This is a genomic window from Roseateles sp. NT4 (genome assembly GCF_051857475.1).
Lineage (GTDB): Bacteria > Pseudomonadota > Gammaproteobacteria > Burkholderiales > Burkholderiaceae_C > Pelomonas.
Window position 1 is genome coordinate 287,862 of record NZ_JBPZGZ010000002.1, and the last position, 23,637, is coordinate 311,498.

The window sequence follows — 23,637 nt, forward strand, 5'->3', positions numbered from 1 at the left end:
CCGGGCCACTAGCAGTGCCCCTTGAGGGGCCGCGGCTCCGCCGCGGTAGGGGTGGGCTAAATCTAGGCCGCCTTGCTGGCGAAGTCGGCGACTTCACGAACATCCGGCCCCGTGCCGCTGAAGCGGTCCAGCGCCAGGAAGATGACCGGCGTGATGTAGAGGGTCACGGCCTGGGACAGGATCAGGCCGCCCACCACGGCCAGGCCCAGGGGCTGGCGCAACTCAGCCCCGGCGCCCAGTCCCAGCGCGATGGGCAGGGCGCCCATCAGTGCGGCGAACGTCGTCATCATGATGGGCCGGAAGCGCAGCACGCAGGCCTCGCGGATGGCCTCGGCCGGCGTCATGTTCTGGCTGCGCTGCGCGTCCAGCGCGAAGTCGATCATCATGATGGCGTTCTTCTTCACGATGCCGATCAGCATGACGATGCCGATGGTGGCGATGATGGTCAGCTCCATGCCGGCGAGCTGCAGCGTGATCAGCGCGCCCACCGCCGCCGAAGGCAGGCCGGCCAGGATGGTGATGGGGTGGATATAGCTCTCGTAGAGCACGCCCAGCAGCACATAGATGACGGCCAGCGCCAGGCCGATCAGCAGCAGCTGGCCGCCCTGCGAGTCCTTGAACACCGCCGCATCGCCGCCATAGCTGGTGATGACGCTGGCCGGCAGCTGGATCTCGCGCGCATAGCCCTCCAGCGCCCCGGTGGCGTCGCCCAGCGGCACATTGGGCGCCAGGTTGAAGCTGATGGTGATGGCCTGCAGCTGGCCCTGGTGGTTGACGGCCGTGGGGCCGAGGCCGCGCTGCACGGTGGCGAAGGCACTCAGCGGTACCTGGGCGTTGTTGCGGCCGCGCAGATAGATCTTGTCGAAGGCATCCTCGCTGGCGCGATCGGGGTCGCTGGCCTCCATGATGACCTGGTAGGTGTTGCTCTCGGCATAGATGCTGGACACCTGGCGCTCGCCGAAGGCGTCGTAGAGGGCGTTGCGCAGGTCGCCCATCTGCACGCCCAGCACGGAAGCCCGCTCGCGGTCGATGATGAGGTTGGCCTGCAGGCCGCGCAGCTGCGAATCGCTGGTCACGTCGCGGAAGCGCTTGTCCTCGCGCAGTTTGTCCTGCAGTTTGACCGACCAAGAGTTCAGCTCGCCGGCAGACACCGACTGCAGGGTGTACTGGTAGCGGCTCTTGCTCTGGCGGCCGCCGAGCTGCAGGTTCTGCACCGGGCGCAGGTAGACGGCGATGCCAGGCACCACGCGCAGCTTCTTGCGCAGGCTCTCCAGCACCTGGGGCATGGCCTCGCGATCCTTGCGGGGCTTGAGGTTGATGAAGAGACGACCCGTGTTGGTGGCGCTGCCACCGCCGCCGATGCCGGCCGACACGCTGGCCACGGCCGGGTCGCCCTGCACGATGGCCGCGACACGCTCCTGCAGCAGCGTCATGGCCGTGAAGGAGATGTCCTCGGCGGCCTCGGTGCTGCCCTGGATCTGGCCAATGTCTTCCTCGGGGAAGAAGCCCTTGGGGATGACGATGTAGAACCAGACCGTGGCCGCGAAGCTGACGACGGCCAGGCCGATGACCCACCAGCGGTGGCGCAGCGCGATGTCCAGGGTGCGCGTGTAACCGTCCAGCACCCAGTTGAAGCCGCGCTCGAAATAGCGGCCCAGCCAGCCTTCCTCGGTATGCTCGTGATGCTTGAGCAGGCGGCTGCACAGCATGGGCACCAGCGTCAGCGACACGACGGCCGAGACCAGGATGGACAGGGACACGACGACGGCAAACTCGTGGAAGAGCAGGCCGATGACGCCGGGCATGAAGAAGATCGGGATCAACACCGCCACCAGCGAGATCGAGATCGACAGGATGGTGAAGGCCATCTCGCGGGCGCCACGTATCGACGCCTCGAACGGCGCCATGCCGTCCTCGATGTGGCGGTGGATGTTCTCCAGCATGACGATGGCGTCGTCCACCACCAGGCCCACGGCCAGCGTGATGCCCAGCAGCGAGATGTTGTCCAGCGAATAGCCGAGCGCGAACAGCAGGGTCAGCGCGCCGATCAGCGAGATCGGCAAGGACAGCGTCGGGATCAGCGTCGCGATGGCGCGGCGCAGGAAGATGAAGATGACCATCACGACCAGCACGACGGTCAGGGCCAGCGTGAAGTAGACGTCGTGCAGGGACTCGCGGATGGACACCGAGCGGTCGTTCAGCGTGTCCATCTTGATGGAGGCCGGCATCTGCGCCGCGAAGCGCGGCAGCATGGCCTTGACGGCATCGACGACCTTGACGGTGTTGGCGTCGGGCTGGCGCTGGATGGCCAGCACGATGGAGCGCTCGCCCTGGAAGCTGCCGAAGCTCTTCACGGTCTCGAAGCTGTCCTGCACATCGGCCACGTCGCGCAGATAGACCGGCGCACCGTTGCGCGAGGCGACAACGATGGCGCCGAACTCGCGGGCGTTCTTCAGCTGCTTGTTGGCCTGGATGGTGAGGGTCTGGCGCGCACCGTCCAGCACGCCCACCGGCGTGTTGGCGTTGGCGCCGCGGATGGCGTTCTGCAGCTCCTCCAGCGTGATGTTGCGCTGGTTCAGCAGCTCGTTCCTGGCCTTGATGCGCACGGCGAAGCGCTTCTGGCCAAAGATGGACACCTGGGCCACGCCGTCGATGGTCGACAGGCCGGGCGACAGCAGGTTCTCCGCGTAGTCGTTCAGGTCGGACAGGTTGATGGACGGCGACGTCAGCGCCACCAGCAGCACCGGCGCGTCGGCCGGGTTGACCTTGCGGTAGCTCGGCGGCGACGTCATCTCGGCCGGCAGGGCGCGCAGCGAGCGGAACAGCGCAGCCTGCACGTCAACGGCGGCGGCGTCGATGTCGCGCGAGGGGTCGAACTCCAGCGTGAGGGAGGTGTTGCCCAGGGTGTTGACGGAGGAGATGGTCTGCAGGCCGGCGATGGTGGAGAACTGCTTCTCCAGCGGCAGGGCCACCGACGAGGCCATGGTCTCCGGCGAGGCGCCGGGCAGCGAGGCGCCCACATTGATGATGGGCGTGTTGTAGGACGGCAGCGCTGCGACCGGGATGCGGCTCCAGGCTGCCAGGCCGGCGATGACCAGCGAGATGTTCAGCAGGACGGTCATGACCGGCCTGCGGATGAAAAGCTCCGTCAGCCTCATTGGGCGGCTCCGGAGGCCGGAGCCGATGCCGCCGAAGCGGCCAGGCTGGCGGGCTTGACGACCGGTGCCTGCAGCTTCACCGGCGTGCCGGGGCGCAGGTTCTGCTTGCCGTCGACGACGACCTGCTGGCCGGGCTGCAAGCCCTCGACAACGACCTGCTCACCCATGCCCTGGCGCAACTGCACCGGTAGCAGCTTGGCCGTGTTGTCGGCGGCCACGACATAGACGAAGCGCTCATTGCCGCGCAGGATGACGGCGACCTGCGGTATGACAGTGGCGCCCTTCAAGGTGCGCAGCGTCACGCGCACGCGCAGGTACTGACCCGGCCACAGGGCCTGGGCCTTGTTGTCGAACTCGGCCTTGACCTTGATGGTGCCGGTCGTCGTGTCGACCAGGTTGTCGACAACGGTGATATGGCCTTTGACGGAGGCGGCCCCGCGCGCCGAACCGGGGGGCGGCAAGGCCTCCACGTCGAGGCGGCCGGCGCGCGTGGCCTCCAGCAGCGTGCCCAGCTGCGTCTCCGGCAGGTTGAAGGCGATGCTGATGGGGTCGAGCTGGGCGATGTTGACCAGGGGCAGGGCCGTCGCATTGGCCTGCACCAGGCTGCCCGGGAAGACGCTGACGATGCCGGCGCGGCCGTTGATGGGGGCGCGCAGCTCGTTGTAGCCCGCGGTGACCTGGGCGGCCTGCACGGCGGCCTCGTCGCTGCGGATCAGGGCCAGGCCCGAATCGAAATTGGCCTGGGCCGTGTCGACGGCGTTCTGGGCGATGAAGTTCTGGGCCTTCAGTTCCTTGGCGCGGTTGAGCTGGCGTTCCAGGTCGGCCTGGGCGGCGCGGTCGCGGGCCAGCTGAGCCTTGGCCTTCTCCAGCGCGGCACGGTCGGCGCGGTCGTCGAAGCGGAACAGCAGGTCGCCCTTGCGCACGTTCTGGCCGTCCTTGACCAGGACCTGGGCGACGGTGGACGTGGTCTGCGCGCGCAGGTCCACGCTCTGCAGGGCCGTCACGGTGCCGCTGGCCTCGACGGTGATGGGCACGTCGGCCTGCTGCACCTTGACGACGCCCACCACCTGGGCCGGCGCGCTGGCGCCGCCGCCCGGCGCCGACGCCGCTGCGCCCCCTTCGGCATCGGCCTTGCGCCCACAACCCGCCAGCACGGCCGCGACGGCCACCACGAGGCCACAAAGGTTCAGGGGAGAGGTCACGCGCATGAGGCTGGGCCTGCCAAAAGTAATGGGGATTGACGGGAAAAACACGCCAGCTTATCTGCCCTCTTTTGCTCGCAGATTGCTGGCCTGTTCATGCGCGGGAGGCGCGCTAACGTTGCAGCGCGCGTGCCAGCCGCGCTCCGACGACGGCGTTGTGCTTCACCAGGGCGATATTGGTGGCCAGGCTGCGGCCGCCGGTCAGGGCCTTGATGCGGGCCAGCAGGAAGGGCGTGATGGCCTTGCCAGCAATGCCTTGTGCGTCCGCCTCGGCCAGGGCCTGGGCCGTGATGGCATCGATCTCTTCGCGCGGCATGGCCTGGGCCGCGGGCACCGGATTGCTGACCACCACGCCGCCGTGCAGGCCGAGCGCCCATTTGGCTCGGATGAAGCGCGCCTGTTCATCGGCGCCGTCCATGCGGAAGTCGGCCTTGAGGCCGCTGTCGGGCGTGAAGAAGGCGGCGAAGTTGTCCTGGCCCACCGACAGCACCGGCACGCCGTGGGTCTCCAGGTATTCCAGCGTCAGGCCCAGGTCGAGGATGGACTTGGCCCCCGCACAGACGACGGCCACCGGCGTGTGCGCCAACTCCTGCAGGTCGGCCGAAATGTCAAAGCTCTCGGCGCCACCACGGTGAACGCCGCCGATGCCGCCGGTCACGAAGACCTCGATGCCGGCCAGATGGGCGCAGATCATGGTGGCGGCCACCGTTGTCGCGCCCAGGCGGCCGGTGGCGATGGCGAAGGGCAGGTCGCGGCGGCTGAGCTTCATCGCATCGGGCGACTGGGCAAGTTGCTGCAGCTCGTCGGGAGTCAGGCCGACACGGATGCGGCCGCCGATGACGGCGATGGTGGCCGGCACGGCACCCTCGGCGCGGATGACGTCCTCGACTTCGCGGGCCGTGTCCAGGTTCTGCGGCCAGGGCATGCCGTGGGCAATGATGGTCGATTCGAGGGCCACGACGGGGCGGCCGTCGGCCTGGGCGGCGGCGACTTCGGGGGAGAGCTGGATGAGTTCGTTCATTTATCGGTCGGTCAGGAAACTGGGGGTCAAGTCGGGGTGGACGCTGTCCTCGGTCTGCAGCGTCAGCGCGGCCAGATCCAGGCCCAGACGGGCGGCCGTGTCGAAGTCGTTCGGTGCGCGCAACAGCGACGCACAGACGCCGGCCGACAGCGCGTCGCCCGCGCCCGTCACGTCGACCACGTGGACCTGAGGCGCCGGCCAGTGGCGAACGCCGTCGCCGACGCAGCTGAGCGTCAGGCCCGCCTCGCCGCGCGACACCAGCACGCAGGCCACGCCGCGCGCATGCAGGTCGGCGAAAGCCGCGAAGGGATCGATCGCGATCGTGGCCAATTCGCCGGCATTCATGATCAGCATGTGCAGTCCTTGCAGATCGTGCGGCAGGCGCTCCATCTTGGCCTCGGACACGGCGACGCAGACCAGCGGGATGTCGCTGGCCCGCGCCTCGCCCAGCAGCAGCGGCCAGGCGTCGGTGGGCAGATTGCCATCCGCGACGACAAGAGCGGCCGTGGCGCGCAAGGCCTTGCTGGCCTCGAGCGCCCATGGGTTCAGGCTTTCCACCAGGGGCATGGCGGCCAGGCCAAGTTCCAGGCTGCCGTCGGGCGCCAGCACAGCCGTGTAGCTGTCGCTGGCGTGGCGGCGCAGGCGGATGACGGCGCGCGTATCCATGCCGACGGCGGCGGCCTGCTCCAGCAGCATGCGGCCACCGGCATCGTCGCCCACGGCCGCGACCAGGGCCACGGGCAGGCCCAGTCGGGCCAGGTTCTCGGCGACGTTGCGCACGACGCCGCCCGGGGTTTCATGGGACTCGCAGGGGTTGGACGACCCGCCCAGGGCGCTGGCCAGCAGCTTGAGCTTGCGGTCGATGTTGAGGCCGCCAATGCAGACGATGGGGGCGGCAGTGGTATTCATCGCCCGATTCTAGGAAGCCGCGCGAACGCGCCGCCCCGGGCTTGCGCTAGGGAAGCCAGGCCGCCATCGCCGCCGCCAATGCCAGGACCACCTGTTTGTCGTTGCGGCCGCTGCGCGCACGCACATGGAAGGCGTGGTCGGCGTCGTCCTCCAGATGCAAAGTGGCCTTGTCGCCCAGTCCCTGGACGACCCCCTTCAACAACGCCAGCTCGGCCAGTTCGTCGCGCGTCCCCTGCAGGAAAAGCATGGGCAGCTTGACCTCGGCCAGGTGTGCGGCGCGGTCGATGCCCGGCTTGCCAGCCGGATGCAGGGGAAAGCCGACAAAGACCAGCCCGCGCACACCAGGCAGAAGCCCGGCCGCCTGGGCCTGGGAGGTCATGCGGCCGCCAAAGGATTTGCCGCCGGCGAACAGCGGCGCGTCGGGCAGCCGCTTGTGTGCCGCCGCCACCGCGGCACGCACGGCCGCATGGGCCACGGCCGGCGTGTCGGGCCGCTTGGAGCCCTTCTCCATGTAGGGAAACTGGTAGCGCAGCGTCGCGACCGCCTGGTCGAACAGGGCCTGCGACAGCTCGGCCATGAAGCTGTGGTGCATGCCGGCGCCGGCGCCATGGGCGAACACATAGGCGGCGCGCGGCTGCAGCGGTTGCAGCCACAGGGCCGAGACCGCCGTGTCGGCATCGACCTTCAGTCGCAGGGGTTCGACTTCGCTCATGGGGCGAGCTTAGTGCGCTAGAGTCGGCCGCGGTGCAGCGCCACGCTGCCCACGTCGCTCGGACGGTTCCGGGCGCTTACGTAGACCGCCAATGACTTCTCCCTCTTCCGCCTCCGGCGGCAAGCGCCGTTTCGCGCGCATCGACCGCCTCCCGCCCTACGTCTTCAACATCACGGCCGAGCTCAAGCTCGCGGCCCGCCGGCGTGGCGAGGACATCATCGACATGAGCATGGGCAACCCCGACGGGGCCACGCCGGCGCACATCGTCGCCAAGCTCACCGAGGTCGCCCAGCGACCCGACACCCACGGCTACTCGGCCAGCAAGGGCATCCCGCGCCTGCGCCGCGCCATCGCGCATTGGTATCAGCGCCGCTACGGCGTCGACATCAACCCCGACAGCGAGGCCATCGTCACCATCGGCTCCAAGGAGGGCCTGGCGCACCTGATGCTGGCCACGCTGGACCGCGGCGACACCGTGCTGGTGCCCGACCCCAGCTATCCCATCCACATCTACGGCGCCGTCATTGCCGGCGCCGACATCCGCGCCATCCCGGTCAGCAGCGAGGTCGACTTCTTCGCCGAACTGGAGCGCACCATCCGCGGCAGCTACCCCAAGCCCAAGATGATGGTCTTCGGCTTCCCGTCCAACCCGACGGCGCAGTGCGTGGACCTGGCCTTCTTCGAGCGCGTCGTGGCCCTGGCCAAGAGGCACGACATCCTGGTCGTGCATGACCTGGCCTACGCCGACATCGTCTATGACGGCTATGTGGCGCCGTCCATCATGCAGGTGCCCGGCGCCAAGGACGTGGCGGTCGAGTTCTTCACGCTGAGCAAGAGCTACAACATGGCCGGCTGGCGCGTCGGCTTCATGGTCGGCAACCCCGACCTCGTCGCGGCCCTGGCCCGCATCAAGAGCTATCACGACTACGGCACCTTCACGCCGCTGCAGGTCGCGGCCATCGCCGCGCTCGAAGGCGACCAGCAATGCGTAGCGGACATCTGCGCCAGCTACCAGCGCCGCCGCGACGTGCTCCACAAGGGGCTCATCGAAGCCGGCTGGCAGGTCGACTGCCCCAAGGCCAGCATGTACATCTGGGCCCGCATCCCCGAGCCCTATCGCGAGCTGGGCTCGCTGGAGTTCGCCCGCCAGCTGCTGGAAAAGGCCAAGGTCTGCGTGTCGCCCGGCATCGGCTTCGGCGACCACGGCGACGGCCATGTGCGCTTTGCGCTGATCGAGAACGAGTCGCGCATCCGCCAGGCGGTGCGGGGCATCAAGGCGATGTTCAAGGCCGATGGGGTGCTGAAGCCATGACCCAGCCGCAAGCCCTCATCCTCGACCTTGACGGCACGCTGATCGACACCCTGGGCGACTTCGTCGCCGTGCTGGGCCGGATGCTGTCTGACCTCGGCCTGCCGCCGGTCACGCGCGACTTCATCGAGCACACCATCGGCCGCGGCAGCGAGCACCTGGTGCGCACGACGCTGGCCCATGTGGGCGCCGATGCGGCGCTGTTCGACCGGGCCTGGGCGCTCTACCAGCAGCACTACGCCGCCGTGAATGGCGAGCACGCCGCCATCTACCCGGGCGTCGTCGAGGGACTGGAGCGTTTGCGGGCCCTGGGCCTGCCGCTGGCCGTGCTGACCAACAAGCCGGGCGCGCCGGCGCGTGAGTTGCTCAGGCGCAAGGGGCTGGACGGCTACTTCGCCCACGTCTTCGGCGGCGACGCCTTCGCGCGCAAGAAGCCCGATCCGCTGCCGCTGATCAAGACCTGCGAGGCCCTGGGTCAGCCACCTTCAGCCACCTGGATGATCGGTGACTCGCGCAACGACGCCGAGGCCGCGCATGCGGCCGGCTGTCCCGTGGTGCTGGTGACCTATGGCTACAACCACGGCGAGGACATCCGCGCCGTGGCGGCGCTGCAGCACGTTGACCGCCTCGACGAGATTTCGTTTTTGCGGGCCGAGCGCCGGGCCTGCCATGGGCCAGAGGCCCACGGCCTTCCGTAGGCACAAGCAGTCCGCAGGGACTGCTTGTGTCCGACTCCAGTTCACCTAGCCGGCCCGCTCCGGCGATGTGCTTGCGGCTCGATGCCGCAAGCATCGCCGTCCCCTCGGGGGCTGAGGCCGGACATGGCGAGTCCTGAGGACTCGCCGTGCGTGCCGAAGCGCTGCGGGCTCTGGCCGCAGCGTGGTCCCGACCAGACTCGCTCGCGTTCAGCGATGCGAGGCTGGGCGAGGGGTGGTCAGTTTCCGCTGCGGCGCGACTTCTTAGCCACGCCGAGCAGGGCGTCCTTCAGCGCGTCGTCGGCCGGCTTGTCGCCCAGCCAGATGCGCAGCAGGGCCGAGAAGAACTCGGGCTCCTTGATGGGCTCGGTCATCAAGGGCTTGCCATTGAGCAGCAGGGTCGAGCCCAGGCCCGGCACATAGTCGACCGAGAAGCTGTCACCGGTGTTGAGCTGCTTGCGGCTGGCGAAGACCTCGCTGAGCTTGAGCACGCCGTTGATGCACTTGATGAACTCATCGCGCGGGGCGTTGGCTTCCATGCCCTTGGTGAAGAGCTTGCCCAGCTCGTTGCCGTCGATGTCGCGCAGCATCGAGATGTGGATGCGCTTGGGACCGGGCGCGGCCAGCACTTCCTGCGTCGTGCTGGCCTTGTGCGTCAGGTACAGGCCTGCGGTGTAGACTTTGAAAATGGCCTTGTAGCGCACGCCGGCCCCATTGAGCACCAGCTTCTGGCCGGCCAGGTCCATGCCCGTCTCGTACTTCACATTGGCCACTTCGACCGTGTCCGCCCAGGCCGCCGCCCCCCCCAGGCTGCCCGCGGCCACCAGGGCCGCGACGATGAATGCGCGCATGTCTCGCTCCGTTGTCGTGCCGCGATGGCGGCATCTTCGTGAACCGAAGTATGGCGCGTCAGGGCCAAAACCCGGCTGATACACTGACCAAATCATGTTCATCACGCGGAAGTACATCACGGGGTCGAGCGACCGGGGAGCCTGGCCCTGGCGTCGCTGGTCAACCCTGGCCTGATGTTGCTTGGCGCGCCCTGACGCGCAAATTCCGCGTTGCCCGTGTTCCTCCCGGGCTGCACGCCAAGCCCTGAAACTTGTTTTTCAAGGTTTGAGACGTGATCACCGAACTCGAATTTCAGAGCCTGGCCGCCGAAGGCTACAACCGCATCCCGCTGATCAGCGAGGCCTTTGCGGATCTTGAAACCCCGCTGTCCCTGTATCTGAAGCTCTGCGCCGGCGCCGGCCAGGGCCGCAACAGCTTTTTGCTCGAATCCGTCGTTGGCGGCGAGCGTTTCGGGCGCTATTCCTTCATCGGCCTGCCGGCCCGCACGCTGATCCGGGCCACCGGCCACCTCAGCGAGGTGCTGACCGACGGTCAGGTCGTCGAGACGCATGAAGGCAATCCGCTGGACTTCATCGCCGCCTACCAGGAGCGCATCAAGCCCCGGATTCCCGCCGGCCTGCCGCGCTTCTGCGGCGGCTTGGCCGGATACTTTGGCTACGAGGCCGTGCGCGCCATCGAGAAGAAGCTCGACCATGCCCACAAGGGCGAGGGCCTGGGCACACCGGACATCGTGCTGCTGCTGTCCGAGGAAATCGCCGTCATCGACAACCTGTCGGGCCGGCTCTACCTCATCGTCTGGGCCGACCCGCGCCAGCCTGAGGCCTATTTCCGCGCCAAGAAGCGCCTCTCGGCCCTGCGCGACAAGCTGACCTACTCGGTCAGTGTGCCGCGCGTGCAGCGCAGCGAAGCCCACCCGGTCACGCGCGGCTTTGCCAAGGCCGACTACCTGGCCGCCGTCGCCAAGGCCAAGGAATACATCGCCGCCGGCGACCTGATGCAGGTGCAGGTCGGCCAGCGCATCTCCAAGCCCTACAAGGCCGAGCCGATCGCGCTGTACCGGGCACTGCGGGCGCTGAACCCCAGCCCCTACATGTATTTCTACGACCTGGGCGACTTCCAGATCGTCGGCGCCAGCCCCGAGATCCTGGTGCGCGAGGAGCACGCCGGCGACGGCAGCCGCAAGGTCACCATCCGCCCGCTGGCCGGCACCCGCCCGCGTGGCGCGACGACCGAGCGCGACCTGGCGCTGGAAGCCGAGTTGCAGGCCGACCCCAAGGAGCGCGCCGAGCACCTGATGCTGATCGACCTGGCCCGCAACGACATCGGCCGCATCGCCCGCACCGGCAGCGTCAAGGTGACCCAGGCCTTCACCATCGAGCGCTACTCCCACGTCATGCACATCGTCTCCAACGTCGAGGGCGTGCTGCGCCCCGAGGTCGGCCAGCTCGACGTGCTGAAAGCCACCTTCCCGGCCGGCACGCTGACGGGCGCGCCCAAGGTGCGCGCGATGGAGCTCATCGACGAACTGGAGCCCGTGCAGCGGGGCATCTACGGCGGCGCCTGCGGCTACCTGAGCTTTGCCGGCGACATGGACCTGGCCATCGCCATCCGCACCGGCATCATCAAGAACGGCACCCTGTACGTGCAGGCGGCGGCGGGCGTCGTCGCGGATTCGGTCCCTGAACTGGAATGGCAGGAAACAGAGGCCAAGGCGCGCGCCTTGCTGCGCGCCGCCGAACTCGTCGAGGAGGGCTTCTAAATGCTGCTGATGATCGACAACTACGACAGCTTCACCTTCAACATCGTCCAGTACTTCGGTGAACTGGGCGCCGACGTGAAGGTGGTGCGCAACGACGAGATCACGGTGGCCGAGATGGCGGCCATGAATCCCGATCACATCGTCTTCTCGCCCGGGCCCTGCACGCCCACCGAGGCAGGCGTCTGCGTGGAGGCCATCCAGCACTTCATGGGCAAGAAGCCGCTGCTGGGCGTCTGCCTGGGCCACCAGTCCATGGGCCAGGCCCTGGGCGGCAAGATCATCCGCGCCCAGCGCCAGATGCACGGCAAGGCCAGCACCATCACGACCGACGGCCGCGGCGTCTACACCGGCCTGCCCAAGGACTTCTCCGTCATCCGCTACCACTCCCTCGTCATCGAAGAGGCGACCTGCCCCGCTGTGCTGGAGATCACCTCGCGCAGCGAGGACGGCGAGATCATGGGCGTGCGCCACCGCGAGCTGGCCGGCACGGCCACGCCGATGGAAGGCGTGCAGTTCCACCCCGAATCCATCCTCAGCGAGCATGGCCACGCCATGCTGCGCAACTTCCTGGAGCTGAAGGCATGAGCGACTACGCACCCGGTTCGGCCGGCAACGGCGGCGATGCCGTCGTCGATCTGCGCAGCGACACCGTCACGCGCCCGACGCCTGCGATGCTGGAGGCGATTGCCGCCGCCAAGGTCGGCGACGACGTCTTCGGCGACGACCCCACCGCCAATGCGCTGCAGGAGCGCGTCGCCGCCCTGCTCGGCAAGGAAGCTGCCCTCTTCATGAGCAGCGGCACGCAGAGCAACCTCTGCGGCCTGCTGGCCCACTGCGGCCGCGGCGACGAATACATCGTCGGCCAGCTGGCCCACACCTACCGCTACGAAGGCGGCGGCGCGGCGGTCCTCGGCAGCATCCAGCCCCAGCCCCTGCCCAACCAGCCCGACGGCACGATCAAGCTGGAAGACATCGCCGCGGCCATCAAGCCCGACGACCCGCACTTCGCGAGGACACGCCTGCTGGCCCTGGAGAACACCTGGAGCGGCAATGTGCTGCCGGCGAGTTATGTGGCCGATGCCTGTGAGCTGGCCCACAAACGTGGCCTGGCCACGCACCTGGACGGCGCCCGGCTTTTCAACGCTGCCGTTGCCTCGGGCCGCACGGTGGGTGAGCTGGTGCGCCACTTCGATTCCGTCTCCATCTGCTTCAGCAAGGGCCTGGGCGCGCCCATCGGCTCCATGCTGGTGGGCAGCAAGGAGCTGATCGCCCGCGCCCACCGCGTGCGCAAGATGGTGGGCGGCGGCCTTCGCCAGGTCGGCCTGCTGGCGGCGGCGGCGGACCACGCGCTGAGCCATCACGTCGAGAGGCTGGCGCAAGACCACGCACTGGCCAAGCGCCTGGCCGACGGCCTGGCCGCCCTGCCGGGTGTCACGGTCACGCCACCGCAGACGAATATCGTCTTCGCCCAGGTCAGCGATGGCCGCACGCCGGCCCTGCTGGAGCACCTGAAGTCGCGCGGCGTGCTGGCCACCGGCATGATCGGCCTGCGCTTCGTGACCCACCTGGACGTGGACGCGGCCGGTGTCGATCACGCCATCGCCGCCGCCCGCGAATTCCTGGAGCGCTGACATGGACGCCCTGCTGACTACCCTGTTCGAACAGAAGGCCTCGATCAACCGGGAGCTGTTCGCCGAGATGGCCAAGGTCGACGCCCAGCTCCATCCGGAGCGCCGCCACCTGGCCATCCGCATCCTCAACCACATCCACGTCGTGGACCAGATCTTCGCTGGCCATCTGCGCGGCGAGCCGCATGGCTTCACGGGCACCAACACCGAGGCTACGCCCACGCTGGACGTGCTGCGCACCGCGGTCGAGCGTGTCGACGCCGGCTATGTCGACCTCGTGCGTTCGCTGAAGCCCGAGCAGCTCGCCGAGGTGCTGGACTTCCGCTTCACCGACGGCGACGCCGGCCGCATGAGCCGCGCCGAGATGCTGGCCCATGTCATCACCCACGGCGCCTACCACCGCGGCGGCGTCGGCATGCTGATGCGCCAGGCCGACGTGCCGCCGCCGCGCGACCTGCTGACCCGCTACCTCCACACCCACGAGCCCGAGCGCCGTACCGCCTGAGGTCTGACATGCCGATCACCGACACCGAAGCCCTGACCCGCGTCATCGAGCACCGCGAGATCTTCCACGACGAGATGCTGACGCTGATGCGCCGCATCATGGCCGGCGAGATGTCGCCCGTCATCGCGTCGGCCCTGTTGACCGGCCTGCGCGTCAAGAAGGAAACCATCGGCGAGATCACCGCCGCGGCCCAGGTCATGCGCGAGCTCAGCAACAAGGTGCCGCTGGGGCCGCTGCCGCATCTGGTCGACGTCGTCGGCACCGGCGGCGATGGCGCCCACAGCTTCAACATCTCGACCTGCTCGATGTTCGTTGCCGCCGCGGCGGGCGCCCAGGTGGCCAAGCATGGCAACCGCAGCGTCAGCAGCAAGACCGGCAGCGCCGACGTGCTGGAGGCCCTGGGCGCCAACATCCAGCTGGCGCCGCGCGCCGTGGCGGCCTGCCTGGACGAATGCGGCATCGGCTTCATGTTCGCGCCCAACCACCACCCGGCGATGAAGAACATCGCCCCGGTGCGCCGTGAACTGGGCGTGCGCACCATCTTCAACATCCTGGGCCCGCTGACCAACCCGGCCGGCGCGCCCAACATCCTGATGGGCGTCTTCCACCCCGACCTCGTCGGCATCCAGGTGCGCGTGCTGCAGCGCCTGGGCGCCGAGCACGCCCTGGTCGTCTACGGCAAGGACGGCATGGACGAGATTTCCCTCGGCGCGACGACCCTGGTCGGCGAGCTCAAGGACGGCGCCGTGCGCGAGTACGAGATCCATCCCGAGGACTTCGGCATGGCCATGGCCAGCAACCGCAGCCTCAAGGTCGACAACCCCGAGCAGTCGCGCGAGATGCTGATCGGCGTGCTGGACGGCAACGCAGGCCCGGCGCGCGACATCGTGCTGCTGAATGCCGGTGCCACGCTGTATGCGGCCAATGTCTCGCCGACGCTGGCCGACGGCATCGCCCGGGCCCGTGCGGCCCTGGACAACGGCGCGGCCCGCGCCAAGCTCGATGCCTTCGTCAAGCAGACCAAGGCGCTGGGGAAGAGCTGATGGCCGACATCCTGAACCGCATCGTCGAGGTCAAGTGGGAAGAGATCGCGGCGGCCAAGGCCAGGCGCTCGCTGGCCTCCCAGCGTGAAGAGGCCGAGGCCCGCAAGGGCGAGCAACTGGGCTTCGAACGCTCGCTGCGCGCCAGCATCGCGGCCGGCCACGCCGCCGTCATTGCCGAGATCAAGAAGGCCAGCCCCAGCAAGGGCGTGCTGCGCGAGGACTTCCAGCCCGGGCTGATCGCCGAGAGCTATGCGCGCAACGGCGCCGCTGCCTTGAGCGTGCTGACCGACGAACGCTTTTTCCAGGGCTCGGCTGCCTATCTGCGCGAGGCCCGCGCCGCCTGCGAGCTGCCGGTGCTGCGCAAGGACTTCATGGTCGACGAGTACCAGGTCATGGAGGCCGGTGCCATGGGGGCCGACTGCATCCTGCTGATCGCCGCCTGCCTGGCCGATTCGCAGATGGCCGACCTCGAGGCCTCGGCCCATGCCCTGGGCCTGGACGTGCTCGTCGAGGTGCATGACGGCGCGGAGCTGGACCGTGCGCTGAAGCTGAAGACGCCGCTGGTGGGCATCAACAACCGCAATCTGCGCACCTTTGAAGTCACGCTGGACACGACGCTGGGCCTGCTGCCGCGCGTGCCGGCCGACCGCCTGTTGGTGACCGAGTCCGGCATCCTCGGCGCAGCCGATGTGAAGCGCATGCGCGAGGCCAACGTCAATGCCTTCCTCGTGGGCGAGGCTTTCATGCGCGCGCCGGACCCGGGCGCCGCGCTGGCAAACTTGTTCGGATGAAGCTGCCACTGCAACTCCCCGATACCGACTGGCGCCCTGTCGTTGAAGCCTGGGCCGCCTCGCCCATTGGCCAGAAGCTGGAAGCCTTCCTGGAAGAGCGCGCCGCCGCCGGTGCCACCATCTACCCGCCTGAACCGCTGCGCGCGCTGACGCTGACGCCGCTGAGCCAGACCCGCGTCGTCATCCTCGGCCAGGACCCGTACCACGGCCCGGGCCAGGCCGAGGGCCTGTCCTTCAGCGTGCCCGCCGGCGTGCCCTTCCCGCCCAGCCTGCGCAACATCTTCAAGGAGATCCAGCGCGACCTCGGCAAGCCCTTCCCGCCCACCGGCAGCCTGGTGCGCTGGGCCGAGGGTGGCACCCTGCTGCTGAACGCCGTGCTGACGGTGGAGGACGGCCAGCCCGCCAGCCACGCCAACCGCGGCTGGGAGGTGCTGACCGATGCCCTCATCAAGGCCGCGGCCGAGGACGCCGCGCCCAAGGTCTTCATGCTCTGGGGCAGCTATGCCCAGGCCAAGGCCCCGCTGATCGAAGCCGCGCGCCAGGGCCATCTGGTGCTGAAGGCCAACCACCCCTCGCCGCTGTCGGCCCTGAAGCCGCCCCGGCCCTTCATCGGCTGCGGCCATTTCTCGACGGCCAAGGTCTGGCTGGAAGAGCGCGGCCGCGGCGCTCCGCGCGGGGCCCGCGCCGAAGAAGGCCACTGACACGCGCATGGCAGGCGCCTCGGTCAGCACGCCACGCGCTGTCTTCTGCGGCGCCATCACCGCCATCTGGGCGGCCCTGTGCCTGCTGTGCATGGGCGTGCCCACTGGCGGATTGCTGCTGGCCAGCCTGCTGCTGTGGGCCGGCTGCGCCCTCTGGATTCGCGGCGAGACGCCGGCCCAGGCGAGACGGCGCCTGCTCATCCTCGCAGCGGGGCTGTCGTTCGCCGCGGCGATCGGCCTGGGCTGGCGCCTGCTGAGCCCACCCCTGATCAGCTCACGTGGCAACTCGGAGAACGCCCTGGGCTTGCCCTTTCTGGAGCTGATGGGCCGCTTCCTGCTGGCCGTCGTCCTGCCGGGCATCCTGGCGCTGGTCGGACTGCTGCAGTTGCTGTTCGCCTGGCTGACGGGCCGCGAGCCCAAGCTGCGCCGCGTGCCAGGCAGCGAGGTGTCCCGGCCTGCCTCGCCGTAAGTTGCTCGGCACCTGCCGCGCCGCAGGGTCTCATTCCTCCTGTGCCGCGGCCGCGGGGACCATGGACCGGTAGTGCTCGAAAGCATGGGCGCTGGCGGCCAGCGTCACAAAGGCGAGCACCAGGGCCAGGGCAACGGCGAGGGCGACAGTCCAACGGCGAGAAGACATGATTGACCGGGTTGTTGAGTCGAACCCAGTGTCAAATTCCCTCCCGGAAGCTTCCAGACGGTGTCGCGGAGTCTTCCTTCCGCGCCGACGATTGTTTCTTCTGGCGCAACTCGCCGTTCTATCCGGGCCGCTTTTTCTCGCGGCCCTCAATTCATACAGTGACAACCTATCGGCACACCCCATTCCAACAAGAGGTGGCCGACCAGGAGAGTCACCATGAACACCCGATCCCTTTCCACGCTGATCACCGCCGCGACGGCCGTCGCAGCGCTGGCGGCGGGCATGTTGCTGGCCATCAGCGCGCCGGCACCCGGCGTCGAAGACTTCGGCCAGGCGATGTCGAACACCGCCCCGGCCGACAAGGCCTGAGCCTCAGCTGTTCGTACAGCGCAGCTTCAGCCCGCCCAGCGCCTCGCGGCCGATCAACTCGACCACCCAGTCGACGAAGACCCTCAGCTTGCTGCTGAGGTGGCGGTTCGGCGGGTAGACGACGTAGACGGGCACGACCTCGGCGTCCCAGTCTTCCAGCACCCGCACCAGCTCGCCGCTCTTGAGCAGCGGCCCGGCCATGAAGCAGGTCACCTGCACCACGCCCAGATGGGCCAGGCCGGCATTCAGGTAGGCATTCGCATCGTTGACGGCAATGATGTGGTTGCCCACCACCTCCACCTCTTCATCGCCGCGCCGGAAGGTGTCGGACATGACCTTGCCGCTGCGCGCCGAGAAATAGCCCACCATGCGATGCGGCGATTGCGTCAGCTCCAGCGGGTGGGCCGGCGTGCCGTGGCGGCGCAGGTATTCCGGCGTCGCGCAGGTGATGAAGCGGAATTCGCCGATGCGCCGCGCCACCAGGCTCTGGTCGGTCAGCTCACCGCCGCGGATGACGCAGTCGATGTTGTCGCTGATCAGGTCCACCGTGCGGTCGCTGACGCCCAGTTCGATCTGGATGTCGGGGTACTTGGCGTAGAAGTCCGGCAGGTGGGGAATGATCATCTCGCGGCCCACCACGCCCGGCACATCGATGCGGATGCGCCCGCGCGGCGTCACGCGCGCCTGGTTCATGCTGCCTTCCAGCTCCTCCAGGTCGCCCAGCAGGCGCATGGCGCGCTCGTAATAGGCGGCCCCGTCGGGCGTCACCGTGACGCGGCGCGTCGTGCGGTTCAGCAGCTTGGTGCGCAGATGGCCTTCCAGGGTCTGGATCAGGCGGGTGACGGTGGCCTTGGGTAGGTCCAGGGAGTCGGCCGCCTTGGTGAAGGTGCCGGCCTCGACGACCCGGACATAGGCTTGCATCGCGGTGAGTCGGTCCATGGCTTCATTGTTCCACGGCAAGGAAAAGTGAGTCACCCGAAGGGGCGTTTATCCCAAAGCCATTGATCCCTATCTTTCGGTCCATGGACAAGATTGCCTCCCCTGCCACTTTGCGTCTCGGCCCCGCGCCGGGTCGGGTGGCCCAGGTCTACGCCGCGCGGCGGCCGCTGGAAGGCGGCGACCGCGCCCTGCTGCTGTGGCTGCACGGCGGCAGCTTCACCGACGGTTCGCTGGAGGCCACCCAGGCCCGCGGCGAGATGCTGGCCCAGGCCGGCGCCGACGTCGTGGCCCTGGACTACCCCCTCGCCCCTGAGCACCCTTTCCCCACCGGCCTGAGCGCTGCCTTCGAGGCCCTGCAGGCCCTGGCCGCCAAGCCGGCCAAGCTGACGGGTTCGGCGCACACGGCTCTCTTCGTCGCCGGGGAGGAAGCCGGCGGCAATATCGCCGCGGCCCTGGCCATGATGGCGCGCGACCAGCATGCGCCCAAGCTGGCCGGCCAGCTGCTGATCTCGCCCATGCTGGACCCCCAGCTCGGCAGCGCCTCCATGCGCGAAGGCGAATGCGGCGGCTGCGAATGCATCTATGCCAAGGGCTGGCAGGCCTATCTGGGCGACTGCACCCGCGCCGACCACCCCTATGCGGTGCCGCTGAACGCCAGCCGCCTCAACAGCCTGGCGCCCGCCCTGATCCTCAGCGCCGCCGGCCATCCGCTCAACGATGAATCGCGCCGTTATGCCGCGGCCCTGCGCGAGCACGGCGGCAACGCCAGGGACCTGACGCTGCCGGCCGTCGCGCCCGGCTATGCGCTCAATCCCATCCACGAGTTCCTGCGCGAGGCGGCCCGCCGCGCGCTGTCGCTTCCTGCCTGAACACCCTCGGAGAGAAATCAAAATGCAGTCCACCCCTCGTTTCAACCGTCGCGCCGGCCTGATCGCCGGAGCCGCCGCCCTCGTCGCCCTGGGCGCCGTCGGCCTTGCCCAGTTCGGCTCGGGCCCGGCCCAGGCCAATCCCGGTCCCGGCGCACCCCAGGCCACGCCGGTCTCGGTCGCTCAGGTCGTCAGCCAGGAGGTCTCGGCCTGGAACGAGTTCTCCGGCCGCCTGGAAGCCGTGGAGCGTGTCGACGTGCGGGCCCGCGTGTCGGGCGCCGTGCAGGCCGTGCACTTCCGCGAGGGCAGCCTCGTCAAGGCGGGTGATCTGCTCGTCACCATCGATCCCGCGCCCTACCAGGCCGACGTCGCCCGCGTGGAGGCGCAGGTCGCCGCCGCCCAGGCCCGCGTGACCTACACGCAGAGCGAACTGGCCCGTAGCAAGGCGCTGCTGGAGGAACGCGCCGTCGCCAAGCGCGACTTCGACGAGCGCGACAACGCCGCCCGCGAAGCCGCTGCCAATCTGCGCGCCGCCCAGGCCGCGCTGCAGACGGCCCAGCTCAACCTCGGCTACACCCAGGTGCGTGCGCCGGTGGCTGGCCGCGTCGGCAAGATCGAGGTGACGCAGGGCAACCTGGTCGCCGCCGGTGCCGGTGCACCGGTACTGACGACCCTGGTGTCGGTCAGCCCCATCTACGCCAGCTTCGATGCCGACGAGAAGATCGTCAGTGGCGCCCTCGCCAATCTGCCGGCCGACCGCCGCGGCATGGAGAAGATTCCGGTCGAGATGGCCAACGGCAGCGCCGATGCGCTGACCGGTCGCCTGCAGCTGGTCGACAACCAGGTCGACGCCAAGAGCGGCACCTTGCGCGTGCGGGCCGTCTTCGACAACAAGGACGGCCGGCTGGTGCCAGGCCAGTTCGCCAAGCTGCGCATGGGCCAGGCCAAGAACGAGCCGGCGCTGCTCGTCAACGAACGTGCCGTCGGCACCGACCAGGACAAGCGCTATGTCATCGTCGTCGGCCAGGGCAACCAGGCCGAATGGCGCGGCGTGACCCTGGGCGCCAACGTCAACGGCCTGCGCGTCGTGACCAGCGGCCTCAAGGGTGGCGAGCGCATCGTCGTCGGCGGGCTGCAGCGCGTGCGGCCGGGCTCACTGCTCGCGCCCAAGGACGTCGCGATGGACGCCAAACCCGAACTGGCGGCCCAGCAGGCCAGCGCCAAGAACTCCTAAGCCCTTCCCTCACAGAAACCCCGCTTGGCGGGCCGGTTCAGCCGGCCTGCGGGCGGTGTGCTGCCGGAGCACCTCATGAATCTGTCCAAATTCTTCATCGACCGCCCCATCTTTGCGGGCGTGCTGTCGCTGCTGATCTTCATCGGCGGCCTGCTGTCGATCCGCGCGCTGCCGATCTCGGAATACCCCGACGTCGTGCCGCCCTCGGTCGTCGTGCGCGCCCAATACCCGGGCGCCAACCCCAAGGTCATCGCCGAAACCGTGGCCACGCCGCTCGAGGAAGCCATCAACGGCGTCGAGGACATGCTCTACATGAGCAGCCAGGCGACCACCGACGGCCTGATGACGCTGACCGTCAGCTTCAAGCTCGGCACCGACCCCGACAAGGCCCAGCAGCTGGTGCAGAACCGCGTCTCTCAGGCCGAAGCGCGGCTGCCCGAGGAGGTCAAGCGCCTGGGCGTGACGACGGTCAAGAGCAGCCCCGACCTGACCATGGTCGTGCACTTGACCTCGCCCAACGGCCGCTATGACATGACCTATCTGCGCAACTACGCGCTGCTCAACGTCAAGGACCGCCTCGCGCGCATCCCGGGCGTGGGCCAGGTGCTGATGTTCGGCTCGGGCGACTACGCCATGCGCGTCTGGCTGGACCCGCAGAAGGTGGCCGAGCACGGCCTGTCGGCCAGCGACGTGGTGGCCGCCATCCGCGGCCAGAACGTGCAGGCCGCGGCCGGCGTCGTCGGCGCTTCGCCGGGCTTGCAGGGCGTGGACCTGCAGCTGTCCGTCAACGCGCAAGGCCGCCTGCAGACCGCTGAGGAGTTCGGCGACATCATCGTCAAGAGCGGCGCCAACGGTGCCGTGACCCGCCTGCGCGACCTCGGCCGCGTCGAGCTCGGCGCCAGCGAATACGCGCTGCGCTCGCTGCTGGACAACAAGCAGGCCGTTGCCGTGCCCATCTTCCAGGCCCCCGGCGGCAACGCCCTGGACATCTCGGCCAATGTGCGCGCCGCGATGGAAGACCTGAAGACGGCCATGCCCGAAGGCGTGGACTACACCATCGTCTACGACCCGACGCAGTTCGTGCGCGCCTCCATCGAGTCCGTCATCCACACCCTGCTGGAAGCCGTGGCTCTGGTGGTGCTGGTCGTCATCCTGTTCCTGCAGACCTGGCGCGCTTCCATCATCCCGCTGCTGGCCGTGCCGGTGTCCATCATCGGCACCTTCGCGGTGATGCACGGCTTCGGCTTCTCCATCAATGCGCTGAGCCTGTTCGGCCTGGTGCTGGCCATCGGCATCGTCGTCGACGACGCCATCGTGGTGGTGGAGAACGTGGAGCGCAACATCGCCTCGGGCCTGTCCCCGCGTGAAGCGACCTACCAGGCCATGCGCGAGGTCTCGGGTCCCATCATCGCCATCGCGCTGACGCTGATCTCGGTCTTCGTGCCGCTGGCCTTCATCACCGGCCTGACGGGCCAGTTCTACAAGCAGTTCGCGCTGACCATCGCCATCTCGACGGTGATCTCGGCCATCAACTCGCTGACCCTGTCGCCGGCCCTGGCCGCCATGCTGCTGAAGGACCACCACGCGCCCAAGGACGCGCTGACGCGCGGCATGGACCGCGTGCTGGGCCGCTTCTTCGGCGGCTTCAACAAGCTGTTCTCGAGCGGCTCCGCGAAGTACGGCAGCGGCGTGAAGACGCTGATGTCGCGCAAGACCGTGATGATGGTGATCTACCTGGCCCTCGTCGCGGCCACGGCCGGCCTGTTCAAGGCCGTGCCAGGCGGCTTCGTGCCCGGCCAGGACAAGCAGTACCTGATCGGATTCGCCCAGCTGCCCGACGGCGCGACGCTGGACCGCACCGAGGACGTCATCCGCCGCATGACCGACATCACGCTGAAGACGCCGGGTGTCGAGCACGCGGTGGCCTTCCCCGGCCTGTCCATCAACGGCTTCACCAACAGCTCCAGCTCGGGCATCGTCTTCGCGACCCTCAAGCCCTTTGACGAGCGCAAGAGCAAGGACCTGTCGGCCGGCGCCATCGCGGGCAAGCTGAACGCGCAGTACGGCGCGATCGAAGACGCCTTCATCGTCATGTTCCCGCCGCCGCCCGTGCAGGGCCTGGGCACGACGGGTGGCTTCAAGCTGCAGCTGCAGGACCGTGGCGGCCTCGGCTACGAAGCCATGGACCAGGCGCTGAAGGGCTTCATGGCCAAGGCCTACAAGACGCCCGAGCTGGCCGGCCTGTTCTCGAGCTACCAGGTCAATGTGCCGCAGCTGTTCGCCGACCTCGACCGCACCAAGGCCCGCCAGCTTGGCGTCGCCGTGACGGACGTGTTCGACACCATGCAGATCTACCTCGGCAGCCTGTATGTGAACGACTTCAACAAGTTCGGCCGCACCTACTCGGTCCGCGTGCAGGCGGATGCCGCCTACCGCGCCCGGGCCGAGGACATCGGCGCGCTGAAGGTGCGTTCGTCGTCGGGCGAGATGGTGCCGCTGTCCGCGCTGATGAAGGTCACGCCCAGCTTCGGCCCCGAACGCGCGCTGCGCTACAACGGCTTCCTGTCCGCCGACATCAACGGCGGTGCCGCCCCCGGCTTCTCGTCGGGCCAGGCCCAGGCCGCCGTGGAACGCATCGCCGCCGAAACCCTGCCCCCGGGCATCGGCTATGAGTGGACCGACCTGACCTACCAGGAAAAGATCGCCGGCAACTCGGCCGCCTGGGTCTTCCCGCTGGCCATCCTGCTGGTCTTCCTGGTGCTGGCCGCGCAGTACGAGAGCCTGACCCTGCCCATCGCCATCCTGCTCATCGTGCCCATGGGCCTGCTGGCGGCGATGACGGGCGTCTACCTGAGCCATGGCGACAACAACGTCTTCACGCAGATCGGTTTGATCGTGCTGGTCGGCTTGTCGGCGAAGAACGCCATCCTGATCGTCGAGTTCGCCCGCGAGCTGGAGTTCGCCGGACGCACGCCGATGCAGGCGGCATTGGAGGCGGCGCGGCTGCGGTTGCGCCCCATCCTGATGACGTCGATGGCCTTCGTCATGGGTGTGCTGCCCCTGGTGCTGAGCACCGGCGCCGGTGCCGAGATGCGCCAGGCCATGGGCATCGCGGTGTTCGCCGGAATGATCGGCGTGACGCTGTTCGGCTTGTTCCTGACGCCTCTGTTCTACGTCATCGTGCGTCGCCTGACCGGCAATGCGCCGCTGCGCCACCACGGTGGCCAGGTGGCCGCGCCGGCGGCACCCGCCACCCACCACGCGCAGCCCGTCATCGACGCCCTGCCGCAACGCGGAAAGTGATCCT

General features: G+C 68.6%; 22 protein-coding genes. 14 read left to right on the top strand and 8 right to left on the bottom strand.

What is annotated here, in order from left to right; genetic code table 11:
• Positions 1-62: 62 nt before the first annotated feature.
• The 5 genes from ACS5PN_RS10930 to ACS5PN_RS10950 all read right to left on the bottom strand — a co-directional run bounded on the left by ACS5PN_RS10930 (position 63) and on the right by ACS5PN_RS10950 (position 7,002).
• Positions 63-3,158: an efflux RND transporter permease subunit gene (locus ACS5PN_RS10930; protein ID WP_439463975.1), complete on the bottom strand. Its 3,096-nt coding sequence runs from the start codon at positions 3,156-3,158 to the stop codon at positions 63-65.
• Positions 3,155-4,360, bottom strand: a complete 1,206-nt coding sequence (locus ACS5PN_RS10935; protein ID WP_439463976.1) for an efflux RND transporter periplasmic adaptor subunit — start codon at positions 4,358-4,360, stop codon at positions 3,155-3,157. The genes ACS5PN_RS10930 and ACS5PN_RS10935 overlap by 4 nt, the downstream gene beginning before the upstream one ends.
• A 112-nt stretch (positions 4,361-4,472) precedes the next feature.
• Positions 4,473-5,381 carry a pseudouridine-5'-phosphate glycosidase gene (locus ACS5PN_RS10940; RefSeq protein WP_439463977.1) on the bottom strand — a complete coding sequence of 303 codons (909 nt, stop codon included), beginning with the start codon at positions 5,379-5,381 and terminating at the stop codon, positions 4,473-4,475.
• A complete protein-coding gene (locus ACS5PN_RS10945) occupies positions 5,382-6,290 on the bottom strand; it encodes a carbohydrate kinase family protein (protein WP_439463978.1) in 909 nt (302 codons plus the stop codon). It abuts the gene before it with no gap.
• Between the two features lie 46 nt (positions 6,291-6,336).
• Positions 6,337-7,002: an alpha/beta hydrolase family protein gene (locus ACS5PN_RS10950; RefSeq protein WP_439463979.1), complete on the bottom strand. Its 666-nt coding sequence runs from the start codon at positions 7,000-7,002 to the stop codon at positions 6,337-6,339.
• Between the two features lie 91 nt (positions 7,003-7,093).
• Between ACS5PN_RS10950 and alaC the strand changes: the two genes are divergently transcribed.
• Both alaC and gph read left to right on the top strand, forming a co-directional pair.
• Positions 7,094-8,314 (top strand): alanine transaminase, encoded by a 1,221-nt coding sequence (gene alaC / locus ACS5PN_RS10955; protein ID WP_439463980.1) that lies wholly within the window; start codon positions 7,094-7,096, stop codon positions 8,312-8,314.
• Positions 8,311-9,009, top strand: coding sequence for a phosphoglycolate phosphatase (gph, locus tag ACS5PN_RS10960; RefSeq protein WP_439463981.1), 699 nt, complete (start codon positions 8,311-8,313; stop codon positions 9,007-9,009). The genes alaC and gph overlap by 4 nt, the downstream gene beginning before the upstream one ends.
• Before the next feature lie 236 nt (positions 9,010-9,245).
• On the opposite strand, the gene ACS5PN_RS10965 is transcribed toward gph, so the two are convergent.
• Positions 9,246-9,857: a chalcone isomerase family protein gene (locus ACS5PN_RS10965; RefSeq protein ID WP_439463982.1), complete on the bottom strand. Its 612-nt coding sequence runs from the start codon at positions 9,855-9,857 to the stop codon at positions 9,246-9,248.
• Positions 9,858-10,129: 272 nt separating this feature from the next.
• On the opposite strand from ACS5PN_RS10965, the gene trpE reads away from it, so the two are divergent.
• The 8 genes from trpE to ACS5PN_RS11005 are packed head-to-tail and all read left to right on the top strand — an operon-like array spanning position 10,130 to position 16,754.
• Positions 10,130-11,617: an anthranilate synthase component I gene (gene trpE, locus ACS5PN_RS10970; RefSeq protein WP_439463983.1), complete on the top strand. Its 1,488-nt coding sequence runs from the start codon at positions 10,130-10,132 to the stop codon at positions 11,615-11,617.
• Entirely contained in the window at positions 11,618-12,202 is a 585-nt protein-coding gene (locus ACS5PN_RS10975) for an anthranilate synthase component II (protein ID WP_439463984.1), read from the top strand. It abuts the gene before it with no gap.
• A complete protein-coding gene (gene ltaE, locus ACS5PN_RS10980; RefSeq protein WP_439463985.1) occupies positions 12,199-13,248 on the top strand; it encodes a low-specificity L-threonine aldolase in 1,050 nt (349 codons plus the stop codon). The genes ACS5PN_RS10975 and ltaE overlap by 4 nt, the downstream gene beginning before the upstream one ends.
• 1 nt (position 13,249) lies before the next feature.
• Positions 13,250-13,750, top strand: coding sequence for a DinB family protein (locus ACS5PN_RS10985; protein WP_439463986.1), 501 nt, complete (start codon positions 13,250-13,252; stop codon positions 13,748-13,750).
• 8 nt (positions 13,751-13,758) lie between these two features.
• The gene (trpD, locus tag ACS5PN_RS10990; protein ID WP_439463987.1) at positions 13,759-14,793 is read left to right on the top strand and encodes an anthranilate phosphoribosyltransferase; all 1,035 of its coding nucleotides are present in this window, start codon (positions 13,759-13,761) and stop codon (positions 14,791-14,793) included.
• A complete protein-coding gene (gene trpC / locus ACS5PN_RS10995) occupies positions 14,793-15,584 on the top strand; it encodes an indole-3-glycerol phosphate synthase TrpC (RefSeq protein ID WP_439463988.1) in 792 nt (263 codons plus the stop codon). The genes trpD and trpC overlap by 1 nt, the downstream gene beginning before the upstream one ends.
• Positions 15,581-16,285 (top strand): uracil-DNA glycosylase, encoded by a 705-nt coding sequence (locus tag ACS5PN_RS11000; RefSeq protein WP_439463989.1) that lies wholly within the window; start codon positions 15,581-15,583, stop codon positions 16,283-16,285. The genes trpC and ACS5PN_RS11000 overlap by 4 nt, the downstream gene beginning before the upstream one ends.
• Before the next feature lie 7 nt (positions 16,286-16,292).
• Positions 16,293-16,754 carry a hypothetical protein gene (locus ACS5PN_RS11005; RefSeq protein WP_439463990.1) on the top strand — a complete coding sequence of 154 codons (462 nt, stop codon included), beginning with the start codon at positions 16,293-16,295 and terminating at the stop codon, positions 16,752-16,754.
• Positions 16,755-16,784: 30 nt separating this feature from the next.
• Here the strand turns inward: ACS5PN_RS11005 and ACS5PN_RS11010 are convergent, their stop codons facing one another.
• Positions 16,785-16,922 carry a hypothetical protein gene (locus ACS5PN_RS11010; RefSeq protein WP_439463991.1) on the bottom strand — a complete coding sequence of 46 codons (138 nt, stop codon included), beginning with the start codon at positions 16,920-16,922 and terminating at the stop codon, positions 16,785-16,787.
• Between the two features lie 216 nt (positions 16,923-17,138).
• Here ACS5PN_RS11010 and ACS5PN_RS11015 point away from each other — a divergent pair, with 216 nt between their 5' ends.
• Complete coding sequence (locus ACS5PN_RS11015; RefSeq protein WP_439463992.1) at positions 17,139-17,291, top strand: hypothetical protein; 153 nt, start codon at positions 17,139-17,141, stop codon at positions 17,289-17,291.
• A 3-nt stretch (positions 17,292-17,294) separates the two neighbouring features.
• On the opposite strand, the gene ACS5PN_RS11020 is transcribed toward ACS5PN_RS11015, so the two are convergent.
• A complete protein-coding gene (locus ACS5PN_RS11020) occupies positions 17,295-18,230 on the bottom strand; it encodes a LysR family transcriptional regulator (protein WP_439463993.1) in 936 nt (311 codons plus the stop codon).
• A gap of 83 nt (positions 18,231-18,313) precedes the next feature.
• Between ACS5PN_RS11020 and ACS5PN_RS11025 the strand changes: the two genes are divergently transcribed.
• The 3 genes from ACS5PN_RS11025 to ACS5PN_RS11035 all read left to right on the top strand — a co-directional run bounded on the left by ACS5PN_RS11025 (position 18,314) and on the right by ACS5PN_RS11035 (position 23,633).
• On the top strand, positions 18,314-19,099 hold the full coding sequence (locus tag ACS5PN_RS11025; protein ID WP_439463994.1) for an alpha/beta hydrolase: 786 nt from the start codon (positions 18,314-18,316) through the stop codon (positions 19,097-19,099).
• Positions 19,100-19,121: 22 nt separating this feature from the next.
• Positions 19,122-20,330 (top strand): efflux RND transporter periplasmic adaptor subunit, encoded by a 1,209-nt coding sequence (locus ACS5PN_RS11030; protein ID WP_439463995.1) that lies wholly within the window; start codon positions 19,122-19,124, stop codon positions 20,328-20,330.
• 75 nt (positions 20,331-20,405) lie between these two features.
• Entirely contained in the window at positions 20,406-23,633 is a 3,228-nt protein-coding gene (locus tag ACS5PN_RS11035; protein WP_439463996.1) for an efflux RND transporter permease subunit, read from the top strand.
• Positions 23,634-23,637 lie beyond the last annotated feature (4 nt).